General features: G+C 64.7%; 19 protein-coding genes and 2 pseudogenes. 16 read left to right on the plus strand and 5 right to left on the minus strand.

Translation table 11 applies throughout. The annotated features are described in order from the left end of the window. Positions 1-531: 531 nt before the first annotated feature. Together DIE08_RS36480 and DIE08_RS34825 are read right to left on the minus strand one after the other, a co-directional pair. Positions 532-741 (minus strand): hypothetical protein, encoded by a 210-nt coding sequence (locus DIE08_RS36480; RefSeq protein WP_124906376.1) that lies wholly within the window; start codon positions 739-741, stop codon positions 532-534. Between the two features lie 22 nt (positions 742-763). Then, positions 764-1060 carry an H-NS histone family protein gene (locus tag DIE08_RS34825; RefSeq protein ID WP_124906378.1) on the minus strand — a complete coding sequence of 99 codons (297 nt, stop codon included), beginning with the start codon at positions 1058-1060 and terminating at the stop codon, positions 764-766. Between the two features lie 374 nt (positions 1061-1434). Here DIE08_RS34825 and DIE08_RS34830 point away from each other — a divergent pair. Next, a pseudogene (locus DIE08_RS34830) lies at positions 1435-2294 on the plus strand (ISNCY family transposase); the annotation flags it as partial. Positions 2295-2638: 344 nt separating this feature from the next. Here DIE08_RS34830 and DIE08_RS34840 read toward each other — a convergent pair. Then, the gene (locus DIE08_RS34840; RefSeq protein ID WP_124906382.1) at positions 2639-2977 is read right to left on the minus strand and encodes a hypothetical protein; all 339 of its coding nucleotides are present in this window, start codon (positions 2975-2977) and stop codon (positions 2639-2641) included. Positions 2978-3143: 166 nt separating this feature from the next. On the opposite strand from DIE08_RS34840, the pseudogene DIE08_RS36485 reads away from it, so the two are divergent. Continuing rightward, positions 3144-3278: pseudogene (locus tag DIE08_RS36485) on the plus strand (site-specific integrase); the annotation flags it as partial. Positions 3279-3659: 381 nt separating this feature from the next. Next, a complete protein-coding gene (locus DIE08_RS34850; protein ID WP_034203524.1) occupies positions 3660-4319 on the plus strand; it encodes a carbonic anhydrase in 660 nt (219 codons plus the stop codon). Between the two features lie 281 nt (positions 4320-4600). On the opposite strand, the gene DIE08_RS34855 is transcribed toward DIE08_RS34850, so the two are convergent. Beyond that, positions 4601-5170 (minus strand): lipocalin family protein, encoded by a 570-nt coding sequence (locus DIE08_RS34855; protein WP_124906384.1) that lies wholly within the window; start codon positions 5168-5170, stop codon positions 4601-4603. A gap of 251 nt (positions 5171-5421) precedes the next feature. Between DIE08_RS34855 and DIE08_RS34860 the strand changes: the two genes are divergently transcribed. The 13 genes from DIE08_RS34860 (at position 5422) to DIE08_RS34920 (ending at position 16806) form a co-directional block, all read left to right on the plus strand. Next, entirely contained in the window at positions 5422-6033 is a 612-nt protein-coding gene (locus DIE08_RS34860) for a sigma-70 family RNA polymerase sigma factor (protein WP_124628877.1), read from the plus strand. Beyond that, positions 6030-6764 carry an anti-sigma factor domain-containing protein gene (locus DIE08_RS34865; RefSeq protein ID WP_124906386.1) on the plus strand — a complete coding sequence of 245 codons (735 nt, stop codon included), beginning with the start codon at positions 6030-6032 and terminating at the stop codon, positions 6762-6764. The genes DIE08_RS34860 and DIE08_RS34865 overlap by 4 nt, the downstream gene beginning before the upstream one ends. A gap of 151 nt (positions 6765-6915) precedes the next feature. After that, a complete protein-coding gene (locus tag DIE08_RS34870) occupies positions 6916-7749 on the plus strand; it encodes a DUF1295 domain-containing protein (protein WP_124906388.1) in 834 nt (277 codons plus the stop codon). After that, positions 7746-8846, plus strand: a complete 1101-nt coding sequence (locus DIE08_RS34875) for a cyclopropane-fatty-acyl-phospholipid synthase family protein (protein WP_124906390.1) — start codon at positions 7746-7748, stop codon at positions 8844-8846. The genes DIE08_RS34870 and DIE08_RS34875 overlap by 4 nt, the downstream gene beginning before the upstream one ends. Continuing rightward, positions 8843-9463: a lipocalin family protein gene (locus tag DIE08_RS34880; RefSeq protein WP_124628884.1), complete on the plus strand. Its 621-nt coding sequence runs from the start codon at positions 8843-8845 to the stop codon at positions 9461-9463. The genes DIE08_RS34875 and DIE08_RS34880 overlap by 4 nt, the downstream gene beginning before the upstream one ends. A gap of 92 nt (positions 9464-9555) precedes the next feature. Beyond that, positions 9556-10860, plus strand: coding sequence for an NAD(P)/FAD-dependent oxidoreductase (locus DIE08_RS34885; protein ID WP_124906392.1), 1305 nt, complete (start codon positions 9556-9558; stop codon positions 10858-10860). Beyond that, positions 10857-11711 (plus strand): DUF1365 domain-containing protein, encoded by an 855-nt coding sequence (locus DIE08_RS34890; RefSeq protein WP_124906394.1) that lies wholly within the window; start codon positions 10857-10859, stop codon positions 11709-11711. Before DIE08_RS34885 ends, DIE08_RS34890 begins: the two co-directional genes overlap by 4 nt. Beyond that, positions 11708-12925, plus strand: a complete 1218-nt coding sequence (locus DIE08_RS34895) for a cyclopropane-fatty-acyl-phospholipid synthase family protein (RefSeq protein WP_124906396.1) — start codon at positions 11708-11710, stop codon at positions 12923-12925. The genes DIE08_RS34890 and DIE08_RS34895 overlap by 4 nt, the downstream gene beginning before the upstream one ends. A gap of 1 nt (position 12926) precedes the next feature. Further along, positions 12927-13454, plus strand: a complete 528-nt coding sequence (locus tag DIE08_RS34900) for a chalcone isomerase family protein (RefSeq protein WP_124906398.1) — start codon at positions 12927-12929, stop codon at positions 13452-13454. 109 nt (positions 13455-13563) lie between these two features. Then, positions 13564-13734, plus strand: a complete 171-nt coding sequence (locus DIE08_RS34905; protein ID WP_124906400.1) for a DUF2256 domain-containing protein — start codon at positions 13564-13566, stop codon at positions 13732-13734. A 529-nt stretch (positions 13735-14263) separates the two neighbouring features. Next, the gene (locus DIE08_RS34910) at positions 14264-15118 is read left to right on the plus strand and encodes a hypothetical protein (protein ID WP_260436631.1); all 855 of its coding nucleotides are present in this window, start codon (positions 14264-14266) and stop codon (positions 15116-15118) included. Between the two features lie 135 nt (positions 15119-15253). Continuing rightward, positions 15254-15985, plus strand: a complete 732-nt coding sequence (folE, locus tag DIE08_RS34915) for a GTP cyclohydrolase I (protein ID WP_059608020.1) — start codon at positions 15254-15256, stop codon at positions 15983-15985. Between the two features lie 116 nt (positions 15986-16101). Beyond that, entirely contained in the window at positions 16102-16806 is a 705-nt protein-coding gene (locus DIE08_RS34920; protein WP_124906404.1) for a sigma-70 family RNA polymerase sigma factor, read from the plus strand. A gap of 310 nt (positions 16807-17116) precedes the next feature. On the opposite strand, the gene DIE08_RS34925 is transcribed toward DIE08_RS34920, so the two are convergent. After that, a partial coding sequence (locus DIE08_RS34925; protein WP_148096097.1) for a succinate dehydrogenase iron-sulfur subunit occupies positions 17117-17536 on the minus strand: 420 nt, incomplete at its 5' end.

Consider the following 17536-nt stretch of genomic DNA (forward strand, 5'->3'; position numbering starts at 1 on the left):
GCTACTAAAACAGGGGGAGCTGCCGTGGGCCGCGACAGGGTACCGAGACGTGTTCGCCATCTTTCCCTGCACGTTGCGTCCAGGCCACCACGGGGACGTGCGCCCCATCGACGATTAAGCCGAAGGCAAACGCTTCAAACCCCTCCCGCACAAGATGCGTCAGAGGCCGCCAGGTCGGCGTCCAACCTCGCGCGCGCAAGCAATTGACGTTTGGTCAGTCCTGGCACGCACTCACGGACGAAACAGGTGCAGCCGTCGGGCACCGACTCGGGAGGGAACGTCGGTGGTAACGCGAAGCCCGACAGTCGCAAGGTGTCTGTTATCCACGGTTCTCTACAACAACGACAACTGAGCCGGTATGCTTGCGCGAACTGCTTGATCGCTTTGCTTTACCACCAGGCTCTGCCGGTCCGTGGACTGAGTATTCCCGTCGTCCTGTCGATACTTCCGCGCCCAATCGACGCCAAGCACATCAGATGAGAACACAACGGCGGGTGCAATCTGAACAAGCTCGCTCATCGGCAGATGCTCCTAGGCGGGCTGAACGTCGAAGTGCGCAGCAGCGTAACGTGCGCTGCAGTTCCACACTTCGACGCCGTCACGGATGAATGTCGCCCATCCATCTTTTACGATCATCTCTGCTCGCGGAAATACGTCGCCATGCCCGTTCGCCGCGGCAGCAAAGACTGTCCGCTCACGACACGTCGCCCAGTATTTCCCATCGGCTAACGATGTCGACATCCTGCTCAACCGTCTTTCGGGCTTATTGTTCGATCAAGAACCGATCGCGGTTCTTCGCGCCTGCAATCCATTGGGGAGCCTTGCCGCGCCCGCTCCAGGTCGCGCCGGTCTTCGGGTCGCGATACTTCGGCGCGATCGGCGCCCGCGTGTTGGTCGCAACCGCACGGCGCCGCCCGAAAAGTTGCTCGGGTGTGATGTCATATTCGGCAATCTGTTCACGCATTGCCGTGATGATGCTGTCCAGTTCGGCGAGCCGCGCTTCTTCTGCCTGCTGTGCCAGAGCCTCTGCTTGCGCTTTGAGTTCGAGATAGGTATCCATATATGGGTGAGGATTTCCCGTTAGGAGATTAGCCAGCGGACGAATAGCCCCTCGGTAATGGGAATGGCCGTCGACTGCAATGCCCATATTATATTCGGGAGCGTGGTGACAATCGATAGCGCCAGCAACGCGCGGGCCGACCACGGTAGGTGGATCGCTGGGATCTGGTTGCGAATGCAGCCGCTCGGACTGCATATGTCTCGCCGCAGAGCGTAATAATTCGCAAGCCGAACCAATATTACATAATTAACATGATCGAATTTTGTGATTGTAGCGGCTAAGTTGTAATGTCCGCTTCTGGCAAAGTTCAAATGTCCGCTTTTCGACCCATCGTAAGCTGACCGGCCGCTGGGAATCCAGCGCTGGAGGCTTCGATGGCTGCAACGGAACGGATCACGATGACGATGCGCGAGCTGGACAGGTTCAAGGTCATTCAGGACGTGGCGGACGGCAAGCTCCAGCCGTGGCGCGCGGCCGAACGACTCGGGTTGACGACGCGGCAGATCCGGCAACTGGTCGGCCGATTGCGTGAGCACGGCCGCAAGGTCTCGTGTCGCAACGGCGCACGAAGCCCAGCAACAACCGACTGGACAGCAAGACGACTGATCGGGTGCTGTCGATCATCCGGGATCGCTACGCCGATTTCGGACCGACGTTGGCCAGCGAGAAGCTGTACGAATGCCACAACATTCGGCTGGCCAAGGAAACGGTTCGCAAGCTGATGACCGACGCTGGCCTATGGGTGCCGCGCCGGCAACGCCCGCCCAAGGTCTATCAGCCGCGAGCACGACGCGCGTGCCTGGGCGAACTGATCCAGATCGACGGCTGCGATCATCGGTGGTTCGAGGAACGGGCGCCGGCCTGCACGCTGCTGGTGTATGTGGACGACGCGACGAGCCGGCTGATGGGGCTGCACTTCACGCAGACCGAATCGACGTTCAGCTACTTCGAGCCGACGCATGCGTACATCGAGCACCACGGCAAGCCGAGTGCGTTCTATAGCGACAAGTACAGCGTGTTCCGCAATGCAACGCCGGGCAAGACTGGTAATCGGGTGACGCATTTCGGTCGAGCGATGTATGAGCTGAACATCGACACGTTTTGCGCAAACAGTAGTGCGGCCAAGGGGCGAGTCGAGCGAGCACATCTGACGTTGCAGGATCGCTTGGTCAAGGACATGCCACTACGCGGGATCAACACGATGGCCGACGCTAACGCTTACCCACACGGTTTCACCCGTCGAAGACACATCAACGCTGTGGGGCTGCGGCCACCGCCGATCAACCAGTCGTCGTAGTAGAAATTTTCTGATTTGGCGAGCCAATCAGCGATCGCATCAAGCGTCGTCCGGTGATTCTCAGCGTTCAGAATGAGAAGCACCTTCATTACGCCGATTGCCACACTTCCGGAACGCGATTTACCTTCAATCATTGCTCACCTTCATTCAAAGAGTGCATGCGCCGTCGGGAGCATCAGACACAGCGACAGTTTCGTAGTGGCTCAGCCAGCGGTAGCCACTAGTCGGTTGGAGAGGCCATATCCCGCTGCAGTCGACAAACTCCGCTCATCGTCACGAGATCAAGGTGCGCGGTATAGGGCTAGCGATGTCCGGTAGTTCCAGCCTCGTGCTTCTGTTAGTTGTTGGTCGTACATCCTCTGTCGATCAACCAATCCCATACTCAACGCGGCCATGGCCATATACTCTAGTACGCGCCAGTTCGCGCCGTCCCCCTTGCTGAAAGCTGCCTCGATGGCGTCCAGTGCTAATTCGAGTTCGTTGTGCTTCAGGAAATCTTCAAACTCGGAGATCTCATCCGCGCACACACCTTCGGCAGTTTCCGAGATATGGGCTCGGGCCTCACGAAGATACACCGAGGTCCTGATCCAGCTTGGGTGAAGCTCGGAATCAGCAGGCATATGATTTTCCCGTAGTTCGGACGTGCCCAATTGTCCACAATCTGGACTCAGTGGTCGAATGCACGTTCGTGGCCGAACCCGGTCTGTTGGCATCGGGGTGGCGGCCTACTGACGGGTGCCGACCCTTTGGTGCCGTTCAATTACAAGAATGCAGACGGCCGCCTTGGTGGAGGAACCGACTCTCTGGCTGTCGGCACCCACCGAGGCCTATCAACAGTGGCAGCGCACCGAAGCCGCCGGCGCCGATCGGCGCGCGTTCTCGCCCCGGTCGATCGTCCAACACGAAGAGCGGGTAGCACGGAGCAAATCTATATGGTTGGAATGTGCATTTTTTGTCCGCACCAAACGTCTGTGGTCGGAATGTAGCAATAGCAAATCTATGTGGTCGGGATGTAAAAGCCCTCAAACCGCATACTTTCTCTCCGGAGCACTCTGCAGTCGTTGCGGCGGCGCCGTATGCGTCGGCCAAGACCGGGCTCGTAGACGGTGTTTTCTTGTGACCATAAAAAATCGATAGTCAGCATTATGTCAAGTTGAATTGCTATTCGCCCCCATACCTGGGTGGGTTTCGCGCGATGCTGCGCACCATACCCACGCTCGCCGGACATGCATTATGATGCTCGCCGCGCAGGCGTACCTGCCGCTACTGCGCTGATCATTCGACTGAAGTTCTGGAGCGAGCATGCAAGACATCATCGACGGTTTTCTGCGTTTTCAGCGCGACATCTACCCGCAACGTGAGGCGCTTTTCAAACAACTCGCGACGTCACAGAACCCCAAGGCGCTGTTCGTCACGTGCTCCGACAGCCGAGTCGTACCTGAGCTGCTCACTCAGCGCGAGCCGGGCGAACTGTTCGTGATCCGCAATGCGGGCAATATCGTGCCGTCGTACGGCCCGGAACCCGGCGGCGTGTCGGCCACCGTGGAATACGCGGTCGCCGTTCTCGGCGTTCGGGATATCGTGATCTGCGGCCACTCCGATTGCGGTGCGATGGGCGCGATTTCGCGCTGCACCTGCCTCGATCATCTGCCGGCCGTGGCGAACTGGCTGCGTCATGCCGATTCCGCGAAAGTCATCAACGCCGCGCATGAATACGACTCGCCGCGCGCGAAGCTCGACGGGCTCGTGCGCGAAAACGTGATCGCGCAGCTTGCGAACCTGCGCACTCACCCTTCCGTCGCGCTTGCGCTCGAGCAAGGACGCCTGAATCTGCACGGCTGGGTCTACGACATCGAGACAGGCGGCATCGACGCGCTGGACGGCACCACCCGACATTTTGTCCCGCTGGCCGAGTCGCCCACGGTGGTCGCGGTGAACTCGCGCAATCGCGGACAGGTCTAGCCCCCGACCGGTTCGCGCCCGGTATCGGGCGCGAACACAACGCCCCGCCGAACAGAACGGGTACGCAGGCGCCGGTTGCATCGATCAGCCCCGCGCGCGTCTTGCGCCGTCGAGGCTGACGCCGTTTCGCGTGACGTGCATCGAGCAACGTCACGCGACTTCGGTCCTCGACCAGCGTCTCCGCTTCCTCTCCTTCGCAACCGTCATCGGCACGGCGCATACGGAACGCGGCGTTGCCCGCACCTAATGAGGCCGCGCATGCCGGTTGCAGTGCGGTCGCCCTAATGCGCGGTGCGCAGCAGCATCGTCGTGTCGTAACCGAGCGTCCGGGCCCGCTCAACAAGCGCCGCGGCCTGTTCAGCGGAGGGCTTCGCATCGCGCGTCAGGATCCACAGGAACCGACCCGACGGTTCACCGACGATCGACCATGAATAGTCGTCGGCGTGATCGAGCACCCAGTAATCGCCGAAAAAGAAAGGCCCGAAGAACGACACTTTCAGCTTTGCATTGCCGCTGTCGGCCACGATCTTTGCGCGCCCGTCGGAGGTTCGCGCGCGGCCGTCCGGTCCACCTTCGTGGCAGGTATTGCGCACGCCGATGAGACCGTCTTCCCGCTTCGCATATTCGGCCGTCACGCCGGCGCAGCCACGCTCGAACCGGTTCTCGTAGCGCGCGAACTCGTACCATCGGCCGACGTAGCGATCGAGATCAACGGTTCTCGCGGGCTGCGGAACGTGCGCATTGCCGCTCGGCCCGCCGGCCAGGCCTGCGCATCCCGCGAGCAGGAGTGCTGCGCCCGCAATGATCACACTCGCCGTCCGCAGCGGTCTACCAAGGGTACTTCGCTTCATTCAATGGCTCTCCAGGCACGAAACCCGGCCATTGTGCACCCAACCAACGGTGGGCTGCAGCATCCGCCGAATGTCGCGGCTGCCTGCATCCCCGTGTCCGAGTCGCTCGTATCTGGCTGAGGGTCTCACAACGCGCGTCGCCCGGCACAACGTGCAGCGGGTCGGCCGCAGATCGTTCAATCAACATGCGTCCGACAGTGCTATATTTCGCTCGACATTCACACCATGGCGATCCGCGCCACCCACTTCGCATGAGCGACACGCCGAACGGTGCCAAAGGTTTCGACCAGTCAGCCCCTTCGCGCGATGCCGATGCGGATGTGGCGCGCCGCGAACATCTGAATCGGGTGATGCTTCAGGCAGCAGCCGGCGATCAGGCGGCTTTCGCGGAGTTGTACCGGCTGACCGCGTCGCGCGTGTTCGGCACAATCGTACGCATGCTTCACGATCACGGGGAAGCCGAGGATCTCCTCCAGGAGGTCTACACGACCGCGTGGCGACGCATCGACGCGTTCGACCCGGCGCGCGGCGGCGCGATGACGTGGCTGATCACGCTGGCGCGCAACAGGACGATCGACCGTTTGCGGCAGCATCGCGACGCGCAGCTCGACGACGAACAGGTGCTGGAGCTTCCCGACGAGGATCCGACGCCCGCCGCGCTGGCGGAGGCGACGCAGGAGCGCCAGCGCCTCGAGCGCTGCCTGGCGCAACTCGATCCGCAGCAAGGCCGCGCGGTGCGCGAGGCCTTCTTCAGCGGTGCGACCTACAGTGAGCTGGCAGCGCGGCTGCGCGTGCCGCTCGGAACCATGAAGAGCTGGATCCGGCGCAGCCTGATGCAGCTGAAGGTGTGCCTGGAGCAATGAATACGCCGGCCGATCACGATTCCGAATTGCGCTGCGCAGAATACGCCCTCGGCGTGCTCGATGCAGACGCACGCCGCGAGCTGGAGCAGTCCGCCGCTCGCGACCCGGCGTTGCAAGCCACGCTCGATCGCTGGCAGCGCCGCCTCGCCCCGCTCGCGGACGACATCACGCCGGTCGACCCGCCCGCGCGAATCTGGACGAGGATCCAGCACGACCTGGGCTTCATCCCGCCGCCGCGCGCACGCCGCTCCGCGCCAGCCGGCGGATGGTGGAACAGCCTGCCACTGTGGCGCTGGGTCGGCATTGGCGCGAGCGCGGCGGCGCTGGGGCTGCTCACGGTCAATGTGATCCGGGTGGGCGAAGCGCCGCAGCGCCCCGCTGCCGTCGACAGCAGCTACATGGCGGCCACGCTCGCACAAGCGGATGGCGTTGCACGATGGACCGCCACGGTCGACTTGCGCCGTGCCCGGATGGTCGTGGTGCCCGCGAACACGCCGCCGGTCGCCGCGGATCGCTCGACGGAACTGTGGCTGATCCCGCCGAATGCGAAGCCGATCTCGCTCGGCGTATTCGCGTCGAACGCACCGGCGTCGATGACGCTGCCGCAAGCGATCGTCGCGCAACTCGGTGCACGCGCGGTGCTCGCCGTGTCGCTCGAGCCTCGCGGCGGCTCGCCGAGCGGCCAACCCACCGGGCCTGTGCTCGCCACCGGCTCGATGCACATCGCCTGACGCGCGCAACGCGCGCTCAACGCGTAAAGCGCGGCAGCGTGCCGCCCGTTGCTTTCACGCTCGACGGGATCGCGCCGCATCTCGTCGCATCCGGTTGCATCCGTTCGGTCGCCGGCTCCGTATAAGGGGATATCGCGTCCCCGGAGCCCGTATGCCCGCCGTCGCCGTTGCCCTCCTCGCCTTCGTCGGACTGATCGTGTCCTTCACGGCAGTGTGGATTACCCAATTGCATTCCCGGAACGCCGGGATGATCGATCCGGTCTGGGCCGCGACGCTCGGCTGCGTAGCCATATTCATCGCCGTGCTGGCAACCGGCTCGGAACTGAATCGCGCGCTCGTGGCCGCCGGTGGCGGCATCTGGGGGCTGCGACTCGCGCGGCACCTGTGGCGGCGCAATCGCGGGCAGCCGGAGGACCCGCGCTATCGACAGTTCCGCCTGCAGTGGGGCGACGCCGCGCCGCGCAACATGTTCTGGCTGTTCCAGTTGCAAGCGCTGATCTCCATGTTGCTGTCGGTCGCATTCTTCATCCCCGCATACAGTGCGCAAGCCCCGTCCAGGTTCGCGATTGCAGCGGCAGTCGCGATCTGGATCGCCGCCGTGGCCGGAGAGACTGCCGCCGACCGGCAACTCAAGCGGTTCCTCGCGAATGCCGACCACGGCGGCCAGGTCTGTCGCGTCGGATGGTGGCGCTATTCGCGGCACCCGAACTATTTTTTCGAGTGCGTGCACTGGCTCGCCTACACGGCCCTTGCGATCGGAATGCCGTGGGGCTGGCTGACGCTGATGCCGCCCATCCTGATGGCATGGCTGCTGCTCAAGGTATCCGGCTTGCCGCTGCTCGAAGCGCGTCTGGTGCAAACCCGGCCGGGCTACCGCGAGTACATGCGCTCGACCAGCGCCATCGTTCCGTGGCCACCGGGGCCGGCGCGCAGCCCTTCCCCCACTCGACCCGATCACCCTGAAGACCGGAGCACGCGATCATGACCGCTACCACCTCGCAACCGTCGCCGGCCTCGATGGCTGCACCCAACGACACCTGGCTGATTCGCTACTGCGAGCGCGGCTGGCTGCCGGACCGGCTGATCCGGACCGGAATGCGCGCGCTCATGCGGCAACGCCTGCGCGCCGAGCACGCGTATGACGGCGAACGGCGCGCGGCGGCCCTCGACGCACTGGTGCGCGAACTGGGCGCGAGCCCGATCGCAATCGAGACGCACGCGGCGAACACGCAGCATTACGAGGTGCCCGGCAGCTTCTTCGAGGCCCATCTCGGCCCGCGGCTCAAATATTCGTGCGGCCATTACCCGCGTGGCAACGAAACGCTGGCGCAGGCAGAGGAGGCCATGCTTGCGTTGTACGCGCAGCGCGCCGAGCTGGCGGACGGCCAGCGCATGCTCGACCTGGGATGCGGCTGGGGTTCGCTGTCGCTATGGCTCGCCGAGCGATATCCGGCGGCGCAGATCGTCGGCCTGTCGAATTCGCACGGTCAACGCCACTTCATCGAGCAACGCGCGGCGCAGCGCGGGCTGACGAATTTGCGAATCGTGACCGGCAACGTGGTGGAGTTCGACTTCGGTCCCGAGGACGCCGGTTTCGACCGCGTGCTCTCGATCGAGATGTTCGAGCATATGAAGAACTACGGGCAACTGCTCGCGAAAATCGCGCGCTGGATGGACGACGACGGCAAGCTCTTCGTGCACATCTTCGCGCACAAGCTACTCGCCTATCACTTCGCGGTGCGCGACGACACCGACTGGATGTCGCGCCATTTCTTCACGGGCGGGACGATGCCGTCGGCTGATCTGCTGCTGCGGTTCCAGGACGACGTGCGCATCGCCCGCCAATGGTGGCTCGACGGCACTCACTACGCCCGCACGGCCAATCAGTGGCTCGCGTCGCTCGACGCAGCGCGCGACCGGGTCATGCCGATTCTCGAAACGGTCTACGGCGCCGACGCCCGCATCTGGTTCCAGCGCTGGCGGATGTTCTACATGGCTGTCGCCGAGCTGTTCGGCTATGCCGACGGACAGGAATGGGGCGTCGCCCACTACCTGTTCGACAAGCGCCGGGGGCGTGCATGAGGGCCGCCCTGTTGCACCGGGTTCTCCGCCGCGTCGCCGTTGCGTTCGTGACGGTGCTCGCGATCGGGGCCGCCGGCTGCTCGGGCAGCCCGCCGAACCCGAATCCGCGCGCCGCCGTTCCGCTGTCGACGGTGCCCGTCGACTTGCCGCGCTACATGGGTCGCTGGTACGTGATCGCCAACATCCCGTATTTCGCGGAGCGCGACTTCGTCGGCAGCCGGGCCGAGTGGAGCCTGCGCGAAGACGGCCGGATCGACGACGCATTCGTCGGCCGCAAAGGCGGCTTCGATCAGCCCGAGAAGCGCTATCGGTTCGTCGACTCCGTCAAGCCCGGCAGCGGCGGTGGCGAATGGCGCGTGCGGCTGTTCTGGCCTGTGTATGTCACGCAACTGACGCTCTACGTCGACCCCGACTACCGGTACACGATCCTTGGCTACCCGGGCAAGACGCTCGGCTGGATCTTCTCGCGTGAGCCGACAATGGACGAGGCCACCTATCGCTCGCTGCTCGCCCGGCTCGATGCGATGGGTTACGACACGTCGCGCTTCAGGCGGGTGCCGCAAACACCGGACCAGATCGGCAAGCCGGGCTTCGCATCGCCCGGCGAACGCGAATGAAGGCAGCAACTGCATCCGCAGCGTGCCGTGGCTCGTATATCCGCACATGTCATTCCCGAACCTGCTCTTGTGATTGACGGAGACCATTCGCGATGCACCCGGAACTTTCAATGTCGTTGCCTGGCCGGCGGATCGCCGTCGTCGGCGCCGGCATCGCGGGCCTTGCCAGCGCGTACCTGCTTGCTCGCCGTCACCGCGTGACGCTGTTCGAGGCCGCCGACTATCTCGGCGGTCACACGCACACGGTCGACGTCGACCTCGACGGCGCACGCCACCCCGTCGACACGGGATTCCTCGTGTTCAACGACCGGACCTATCCGAACCTGATCGCGCTGTTCGACGAACTGGGCGTGGCCGCCCATTCGACCGACATGTCGTTTTCGGTTTCGGTCGACGGCGGCCGGCTCGAATGGGCCGGCAGCAACCTGAACACGGTATTCGCGCAACGCCGCAACCTGTTCTCGCCGACTTTTCTCGGGATGTTGCGCGACATCCTGCGCTTCAACGCGTCCGCGCACGATCACCTCGAATCGGCGAACCGGGAGCGCCTTTCGGTCGGGGAACTGCTCACGGCCGGCGGCTACGGCGCATCGTTCCAGCATCACTACCTGCTGCCGATGGCGGCCGCGATCTGGTCGAGCGCGGCCAACGACATCCTGCGGTTTCCGGCGGCGACGTTCCTGCGCTTCTGCCTCAATCACGCGTTGTTGCAGGTCAACAACCGGCCGCCGTGGCGGACGGTCCCGGGCGGCGCGCGCCGGTACGTCGAGCGCATCGCAGCGACGCTCGACGACGTGCGCTTGAATACGCCGGTCCGCGCGATACGGCGCGACGACGCGGGCGTGACCGTGGTCACCGACACGGCCGGTCACGAGCGGTTCGACGCGGTCGTGCTGGCTTGCCATGCGCCGACCAGCCTGCGGCTGCTCGCGGATGCCAGCGACGCCGAGCGCGAGGTGCTGGGCGCCGTGCGCTATCAGCACAACGTCGCGGTGCTGCATACCGATACGGCGTTGCTGCCGCGCCGCCGACGCGTGTGGTCGGCGTGGAACTACCTGAGCGGCCGGCCGGGGCGCAGCGGTGGCGAGTCGCCCGTGTGCGTGAGCTACCTGCTCAACCAGTTGCAGCCGCTGCCGTTCCGCTCGCCGGTCGTCGTCACGCTGAATCCGGTCGACGAGCCCGCCCCCGGCACGCAGCTCGGCCGCTACGATTACGAGCATCCGCTGCTCGACCTCGCGGCCGTCGACGCCCAGCAACGTCTGCCGGCACTGCAAGGGCCGCGTCATACGTGGTTCGCGGGAGCGTGGACGGGCTACGGCTTTCACGAGGACGGACTGAAGTCCGCGTTGCGCGTCGCCCGCGACTTCGGTGTCGCTCCGGCCTGGGCCAAGCCATGAGCGTGCCCTTTGGCCGCGACGGCACGGCCGCCCGGCTTCTCGTCGGCAACGTGATGCATGAACGGCTGCGGCCCGTGCGCCATGCGTTCACGTATCCGGTCTTCCAGGTCTGCTGCGACGTCGAACGGCTGGACGAAATCGATGGCAACTGGTTCGGTATCGATCGCTGGCGCCCGCTCGGACTCGCGTTGCGTGACTACGGCCCGCGCGACGGCCGCGCGCTCGGCCCGTGGATGCGCGATGTCCTTGCGCACGCCGGCATTCCAGCCGACGGCCCGATCTGGCTGCAGACGATTCCGCGCATCTTCGGCTACGCGTTCAACCCGGTGAGCTTCTGGTACTGCTACGACCGCGCGGGCCGGCTTCGCGCGCTGTACGCCGATGTGCGCAACACGTTCGGTGCGCACCACGGCTACCTGATGAGTGCGATGCACCACGCGCCGATCGACGCCGACACCGTGCTCGTCTGCCGCAAGACGTTTCATGTCTCGCCGTTTTGCGACGTCGTCGGGGATTACGCGTTTCGCGTGCGTCAGCGCGGCGATCATCTGAGCGTGGCGATCGACTATCGCGACGACGACGGTCTGCTGCTGCGCACGGCAATCGGCATGCGGTCCGCGCCGCTGACGGCGGCACGCGCGTGGCGCGCGCTGGCCCGGCAGCCGCTTAACGCGATCAACGTCGTCATTCGCATTCATTGGCAAGCGCTGCGGCTGTGGCTCGCGCGCGTGCCGTTCTATGGCAAGACGCCCCCCGGCCGTTCTGCCGCTGCCGATTCGCCATTGTCCCGTTCGCCGGGCGCGTCGCCACGCGGCCGCTCGGCGATGTCCGATCACGAGGCTCGTCCATGACCTTGCTGCGCCTGCTGTCTCCCGCATCGCAACCGGCGATGCCGCTCTCGGCCCGGTTGTTCATCGCGCTGCTACGACAAATCCGCGACGGTCACCTGACGCTTGTAACGCCCGAAGGCGCGCAGCATGTGTTCGGCGATCCGCACTGCCAGCCGGCCGCGACGCTGCAGGTCCGCGACTGGCGGGCGTGCCGTGCGATCCTGCGCGCGGGCGACATCGGATTCGCGGAAGCGTATCGCGCCGGCTGGATCGACACGCCCGAACTCGTCGCGCTGCTGCGCCTCGCGATCCGCAATCAGCCGGTGATCGCGAAGACGGTGACCGGCGGCCGCCTGGCACGCGTCTGGTACGCGCTGCGTCACCGGCTGAGGATGAATACGCGGGCCGGCAGCCGCCGCAACATCCACGCGCACTACGATCTCGGCAACGACTTTTACGGGTTGTGGCTCGACGACACGTGGACGTATTCGAGCGCATGCTTCGACGGCGACGCGCAGCGTTCGCTCGCCGACGCGCAAACGGCGAAGTATCAGCGCATCGTCGATTCGCTCGGCCTGCGCGCGGGCATGCGCGTGCTCGAGATCGGGTGCGGCTGGGGCGGCTTCGCCGTGCATGCCGCACGGCAAGGCATCCGCGTGCATGGCGTCACCATCTCGCAGGCGCAATACACACTGGCCCGCGAGCGCATCGCGCGCGCCGGGCTGTCCGATCGGGTCACGCTCGAATTGCGCGACTATCGCGACGTCGACGGCCAATACGATGCGATCGTGTCGATCGAGATGTTCGAGGCCGTGGGCGAAACGTTCTGGCCGGTGTATTTCGACACGCTCAGGCAGCGCCTGAAGCCCGGTGCTCGCGCGCTGATTCAATCGATCACGATCGTCGAGTCACAATTCGAGGCTTACCGCGCGTCGAGCGACTTCATCCGCGAGTTCATCTTTCCCGGCGGGATGCTGCCGAGCCCGGAGCGCTTCGTCGATGCCGCGCGGCGGGCCGGCTTGGCCGCCGAACCGGTGCTCGCGTTCGGCGACGACTACGCACGCACGCTGCGCACCTGGCGGGCCACGTTCGAGGCACGCATCGACTCGGTGCGCGCGCAACGGTTCGACGAGACGTTCATTCGCACCTGGCGCCTCTATCTCGCCTATTGCGAAGCGGGATTTGCCGAGCGGCGAACCGACGTGATGCATTTCATCGTGTCGTCGGGCGGCTGACATGAGGCGCCGGCTTGCGTTGCTTGCCGCTGCCGCGGCGCTGGCTGCACCGCTGTCCGCCGGCGCGAGCTGCGTCGACGATATCGCATCGGCGCGACTGATCGGATCCGGCCGGTTCTGCATACTGGGCATCTGTCTGTACGACGCTCAGCTTTGGGCGCCCCGGTCTCCCGGCGCGTTCGACACGCCGTTTGCGTTGTCGCTGGCCTACCGTCACGACGTGAAAGGCGAGCGGCTCGTCTCGACGGGCATGGACGAGATCGAGCGCCTCGCACCCGCGCCGTTGCCGGCTGCGACACTCGATGCATGGCGCCGCGATATCGAACGGGCGTTTACCGACGTATCGCGCGGCGACGTGCTTTGCGGCGTGTATTTTCCCGAGCGCGGCGCACGCTTCTACACCAACGGCCGCCTCACGGCCGACGTGACCGACCCGGCGTTCGCGCGCGCGTTCTTCGCGATCTGGCTCGACCCGCGCACGCGGGCAAAATCGTTGCGCCGTCAGCTGCTGGGCGACGATGCGCGCTGATTCGATGGTGAGCGATGGTGAGCGATGGTGAGCGGTGCATCGTATCGATGCCGACAGCATCGATCGACGGGACAGTTCGCCAGTGATCCTTCTCTACGCGTGATTCGCGATGGCCAACAAGACGCACTTGCCTGACAAGATATGCGAGACCTGCGGCTTGCCTTTCAGCTGGAGAAAGAAATGGAAGGCGGTCTGGGGCGAAGTCCGATATTGCTCGGAGCGTTGCCGCCGGAATCGGCGGTCGCCCTCCGGCATGAAGACGAACGCTTCAGGCCGTTGAATTCGCATTGATGAGCCGATCGCGAGCAGCGCGCGGGCCGGGATAGCGCTTCGATCGGGCCGAGACGGAATGCTCGCCCTGCTTCGGTTCACCGGGATCGATCGGCGCCGGTGCGCGCAGGCGCGCTCGTCAGCGCGGCCCATCCCCCTTCCCCACGGCCGTCTGGTTTGGAGCATGCACGGTCGCCTCCAGGCGAGTCACTCCACCCCGCATCAGCTTGTATGACGCTTGCGTGAAAGCGCGGTCATGTTCGCTTGCGCGAACGGCCGTGTTCCGACGCGTTGACGCACAAAAGTGAGACACGATGGATGCGCGCATTGAATTTGCACACTTATAGGCGCACATTGTGGCCCGTCTAGGCATCGAATTGCTGCCAATTCGATGACGTCGAAAGGCGTTTCGCGCGCATTATTTCTATGCAACTCCCTCCTCGTAATGAGCGTTAGTGCACTGATAACGCCATTTTCCGACCCTGACTGGACGCTTGACGCAAAAATTTCCGGTACAAATTATTCTATGAGTCGAGTTTATGCTTCACTTTCCCGAAAATTTGCATACAATCCCAGCTGTGACGCATCAATCGACCGAGGGAGGCCCCGTGCTAACACGCAATCACGACATCAAGCCGCGCCGGTTCCCGGCCTGTCCGGCTTCATTGATGGCGCGCGTGGCCGTCGCCACGGCACGCAGCCCGTCACACCAGCCCGGTGCGGCGCCCGGCCGGCCGGTTGCATCGCGCTTGCGGGTCGCCGCGCAGCAACGCGGCAATCGCTGTCGGTGCCGCTCGCCGCAGGTGACCGTCCGGTGTTCAAGCGCCGGTCTGAACGGCGCACTGCCTGAACGGCGATCGAACACCATCGCGGCTGGCGCGTGCCCGACGCTGCTCGTCACGGGCGGCCTGACTGCATCCGACGAAACGGTCGAGCGAGTCGGCCTGCACGTCAGCGAGCGTGTCGAATCGGTGTCGCGGGCGCTGCGGCAGCCCGGCCTCGATGTCGACGCCCTGATCGCCGAGGTCTCGTCGTTGCACGTGGATCTGGCGAATCAGTTCGTGTTGCTGGCGCAGGCGCGCCGTGTCCGCGCGGCCGCGATCGTCTATGAGCACGGCAGCGCGCAAGCCCTATCGGTGGTTCGCCTTGCAGGCTTCCACCTGTTTCGCTCGGTCGGCGGCCGCATCGACGAGGCGCTCGTGCTGGCGAAGCTGCAACAATCCGTCGCCCTCACGTTCGCGGCGAAGCTGGTGGAGAACGACCCGATATTGCGGTTCCTCCGGGACGTCGACGGCTGGGCCCCGGCAACGCCGATGGGTCCGTCGTGCGCGATCAGAGCCGGATCTCCGGTGACGCTGCCGGGTCGCCATGTACGCCGGTGCGCACGCAGGTGAGCGTCACCCGATGGATGCGTCGCCGAAATGGCGGCAGCGTCCACACGGTTTTTACCCACGGAACACAAGTCAATCATCGCATCGTCTCAGTCGTGATCCATCGCAGCACCACCTAACCTCGAGAAACGAACCGAAATGGGAAATCTGATCGACGCTCCCGAGCACACCTTGACTGCGATCGACGAGGGCATCCCTCTGTCGCACATCATTCGTCGTCGGCTTGAGAACGCGGGCGCGCGCTTCCATGCAAACGACAACATCGCCGCGCACCTGCGCGACGGCGAGCTGGATGCGTTGCAAAACGAAGTCGCGCAGGGAATGGAAGCCGTGCTGCGCTCGCTCGTGATCGACGTCGACAACGACCACAACACCCGCGAAACCGCGCGGCGCGTCGCGAAGATGTTCATCCGTGAAGTGTTCGCAGGCCGCTACGACGCGGCGCCGTCCGTCACCGAGTTCCCGAACGTCGAGCGGCTGGACGAGTTGCTGATCGTCGGGCCGCTGCGCGTGCGCAGCGCCTGCTCGCATCATCTTTGCCCGATCATGGGCCGCATCTGGATCGGCGTGCTGCCCAGCGCCACGTCGAATCTGATCGGCCTGTCGAAGTATGGAAGGCTGGTGAACTGGGTCATGACGCGCCCGCAGATCCAGGAAGAAGCGGTCAAGCAGATTGCCGACCTCCTCGAATCGCGCATCTCGCCCGACGGGCTTGCCGTCGTGCTCGAGGCTGAGCACTTCTGCATGCATTGGCGCGGCACCAAGGACGACCAGGCAAAAATGACCAACAGCGTGATGCGCGGAAAATTTCTCGCGGACGCGTCGCTTCGCCGCGAGTTTCTCGCCTTGTTGTCCGGAAAGAATGCGTAAAGCGCGCGGCAGGCATTCGCGACGAATGCGCCGGCGCAGTGCTTGGTCATGATCCGCGTCCGCTCGTCACCGCGGGCGCGCAACAGCAGGAAGCTCAAAGCCATGCGGAGTTCCCGATGAACTGGTCGCACGATTCACTCCGCCCGTCCGCCGGCCAGGGTCGATCGACGACGCTGCAGTCAGGCAGGCAGCAGCGCCGGGGCGCGTCCCGCGGGAGGTCACGCCCGGGCGGCAGAACCGAGTTCACCGCCGATGCGGTCGTTCAGCCCGATGAAGCCTCCGACGCGCATGCGGAACTCGACCAATTGCTGTCTCGCGTCGCCGCCGGCGACGAGCACGCGTTCGCGCAGCTGTATCGATTGACGGCGGCGCGGCTGTACGGCGCGATCGTCCGGATGATCCGCGACCGCCATGAAGCGGAAGACCTGCTTCAGGACGTGTTCACGACGGCGTGGCGTCGTGCCGATTCATTCGACGCCAGACGCGGCACGGCGATGACATGGCTGATGACGCTCGCGCGCAATCGGACCATCGACCGGATCAGGCAGCACCGCGAGGTGCCGCTCGATGACGAGCTGGCGCTGTCGATCCCCGACGAAAGCCCGACGCCCGACCTCGGCGCGCAGGCGAGCCAGGAGCGGCAGCGGCTGGAGCGCGGGCTCGCGCATCTGGGCGAGCGCCAGGCGTATGTGCTGCGGGAAGCGTTTCACAGCGGCGCATCGTATGCGGAGCTGGCCGAGCGCATGCAGGTGCCGCTCGGCACGATGAAGAGCTGGATTCGCCGCAGCCTGATGCGACTCAAAATCTATCTCGAGCAATGAGCGGGCGAGTCACTTCTCGGTTCGATCGCGTTACGCGAGGCGGACCAAGCGACGGCTGCGATACGCGCAGCCGTTGAATCGATATTTGTAGCGGCGGGAGCCGAGTATTGCGCGCCAGTTCGCCGATCCTTCGAAGATCGGAAACGTGCCGTCACCATTGCGCGCCGTGTGGATAACGAACGATCGTCAATCGAGCGGCAACATACCCGGGCAACATGCGCCCGGCGATCGTAGCGCAGATGCGCATGTGTACCCCACCCGAGCCGAGGGTGCCCATCGACACCCCCGCCATTTCACGCGCGCCGAGATCTCATAGCGCGCGACGAACCATCAGTTCCTTGATCTTGCCGATCGCCTTCGTCGGGTTCAGGCCCTTCGGGCAAACGTCGACGCAGTTCATGATCGTGTGGCAACGGAACAGACGGTACGGGTCTTCCAGGTTGTCGAGGCGCTCGCCGGTGGCCGTGTCGCGGCTGTCCGCGATGAAGCGGTACGCCTGCAGCAGGCCGGCCGGGCCGACGAACTTGTCCGGGTTCCACCAGAAGCTCGGGCACGACGTCGAGCAGCTCGCGCACAGAATGCACTCGTACACGCCGTCGAGCTCGTCGCGCTCTTCCGGCGACTGGAGGCGTTCCTTCTCCGGCGGCGGCGCGTCGTTGATCAGGTACGGCTTGATCGAGTGATACTGGTTGAAGAAGTGCGTCATGTCGACGATCAGGTCGCGCACGAC

The sequence above is a fragment of the Burkholderia sp. Bp9004 genome (assembly GCF_003858025.1).
Classification (GTDB): Bacteria; Pseudomonadota; Gammaproteobacteria; order Burkholderiales; family Burkholderiaceae; genus Burkholderia; species Burkholderia diffusa.